This is a genomic window from Bacillus cereus group sp. MG20 (assembly GCF_040459885.1).
Classification (GTDB): domain Bacteria; phylum Bacillota; class Bacilli; order Bacillales; family Bacillaceae_G; genus Bacillus_A; species Bacillus_A cereus.
Genome location: NZ_JARVHF010000001.1, coordinates 3,090,001 through 3,092,500, shown reverse-complemented (window position 1 = coordinate 3,092,500; position 2,500 = coordinate 3,090,001). Strand labels below are relative to the sequence as shown.

The window sequence follows — 2,500 nt, the reverse complement described above, 5'->3', positions numbered from 1 at the left end:
ATAGAATAACAGCTCCAATAATTAAAGTTAATGTTGTAAAAACCTCGTTTGATAAATACTGTTCTTGTTTTGGTCGTTTTAGCAAAACCGTGTAGAAAGCAAATAGAAAAGTACTTAATAATATCAGTATATCTCCTATTAAAGACACTTCTTGATCAGCACTTTTAGATGGAATCGTAATAAAGAGTACTCCTATAGCACCCAATATAATTCCTATCCAATAATTCAATCGAATTTTCTCTTTCAAGAAGATTGCTGAAAAAAGAATTGTAACTAATGGTAATGCAGCATCTATGATACTAACATGTAATCCACTTGTTAAAGAAATACCGTACGATGTGAACATAAAATACCCAGCTACACCGGTAAAAGCTAACAAACTCATTCTTTTCCATGGAACTTTTTTATGTACAACTGATTTTTGTAGTTGCTTAAATGAAAATAGCATACAAATTCCACCTGCAAAGAAAAGACGAATAAACAACAAAGTAAACGGCTGGATAGATTCTAAAGCCCATTTTGTTGGCGCAATAGCTGTCCCCCATAATATAACAGCCACTAATAACATGCATATTTCTTTCATAATCCCCCACACCCATCAAAAATATATGTTAACTACCTTAATTATAGATTTTTTCTTATGTAAAATCCTTTAAAAACACAAAAGGTTATGTAAAAAGAGCTAGAGTGCTACTTTTTACATAACCTTTTTATATAAAATCACAAACATTCTTTTTACATCTCGACTACATTCTTAAAAAAGGTAATTCTTACCTCTTTATTTTAAATAATAAAAATAAACACAAAAAAACCTAAGTCGAAACGACTTAGGTTTTTGCTTGGCGACGTCCTACTCTCACAGGGACAAGGTCCCAACTACCATCGGCGCTAGAGAGCTTAACTTCCGTGTTCGGTATGGGAACGGGTGTGACCTCTCTGCCATCATCACCAAACTATGAAGGCATATTCCTTCAAAACTAGATAACATTTGCTACATATTATATGGTTAAGTCCTCGATCTATTAGTATTCGTCAGCTCCACATGTCACCATGCTTCCACCTCGAACCTATCAACCTGATCATCTTTCAGGGATCTTACTAGCTTACGCTATGGGAAATCTCATCTTGAGGGGGGCTTCATGCTTAGATGCTTTCAGCACTTATCCCTTCCGCACATAGCTACCCAGCTATGCCCTTGGCAGAACAACTGGTACACCAGCGGTGCGTCCATCCCGGTCCTCTCGTACTAAGGACAGCTCCTCTCAAATTTCCTACGCCCACGACGGATAGGGACCGAACTGTCTCACGACGTTCTGAACCCAGCTCGCGTACCGCTTTAATGGGCGAACAGCCCAACCCTTGGGACCGACTACAGCCCCAGGATGCGATGAGCCGACATCGAGGTGCCAAACCTCCCCGTCGATGTGGACTCTTGGGGGAGATAAGCCTGTTATCCCCGGGGTAGCTTTTATCCGTTGAGCGATGGCCCTTCCATGCGGAACCACCGGATCACTAAGCCCGACTTTCGTCCCTGCTCGACTTGTAGGTCTCGCAGTCAAGCTCCCTTATGCCTTTGCACTCTACGAATGATTTCCAACCATTCTGAGGGAACCTTTGGGCGCCTCCGTTACACTTTAGGAGGCGACCGCCCCAGTCAAACTGCCCACCTGACACTGTCTCCCGGGTCGATAAGACCCGTAGGTTAGAATTTCAATACAGTCAGGGCGGTATCCCACCAGCGCCTCCACCGAAGCTAGCGCTCCGGTTTCAATGGCTCCCGCCTATCCTGTACAAACTGTACCAAAATTCAATATCAGGCTACAGTAAAGCTCCACGGGGTCTTTCCGTCCTGTCGCGGGTAACCTGCATCTTCACAGGTACTATAATTTCACCGAGTCTCTGGTTGAGACAGTGCCCAAATCGTTACACCTTTCGTGCGGGTCGGAACTTACCCGACAAGGAATTTCGCTACCTTAGGACCGTTATAGTTACGGCCGCCGTTTACTGGGGCTTCAGTTCAGAGCTTCGCTTACGCTAACCCCTCTCCTTAACCTTCCAGCACCGGGCAGGTGTCACCCCCTATACTTCGCCTTACGGCTTCGCAGAGAGCTGTGTTTTTGCTAAACAGTCGCTTGGGCCTATTCACTGCGGCTTTCCGTTAAGAAAGCACCCCTTCTCCCGAAGTTACGGGGTCATTTTGCCGAGTTCCTTAACCAGAGTTCTCTCGCACACCTTAGGATTCTCTCCTCGCCTACCTGTGTCGGTTTGCGGTACAGGCACCTTTTATCTCGCTAGAAGCTTTTCTTGGCAGCGGGGAATCAAAGACTTCGCTCCATAAGGAGCTTCCCCATCACAGCTCAGCCTTCACGATAAGCGGATTTGCCTACTTATCAGCCTAACTGCTTGGACGTGCACAACCAATCGCACGCTTCTTCTATCCTTCTGCGTCCCTCCATTGCTCAAACGATAAAGAGGTGGTACAGGAATATCAACCTGTTGT

1 protein-coding gene and 2 rRNA genes (2 of these 3 running past the window's edge) are annotated in these 2,500 nt (G+C 44.8%); all 3 read right to left on the bottom strand.

All coding sequences use genetic code 11. The annotated features are described in order from the left end of the window. Positions 1-583, bottom strand: the 5' portion of a protein-coding gene (locus QCI81_RS15960) for a DMT family transporter (RefSeq protein ID WP_071731132.1). 338 nt of this gene lie to the left of the window's left edge; the window shows 583 of its 921 coding nt (coding positions 1-583); its start codon is at positions 581-583; its stop codon lies beyond the left edge, outside the window. 254 nt (positions 584-837) lie between these two features. Then, positions 838-953, bottom strand: a 5S ribosomal RNA gene (rrf, locus tag QCI81_RS15955). Positions 954-1,002: 49 nt separating this feature from the next. Further along, positions 1,003-2,500: ribosomal RNA gene (locus QCI81_RS15950) — 23S ribosomal RNA — on the bottom strand; it runs 1,424 nt beyond the window's last position.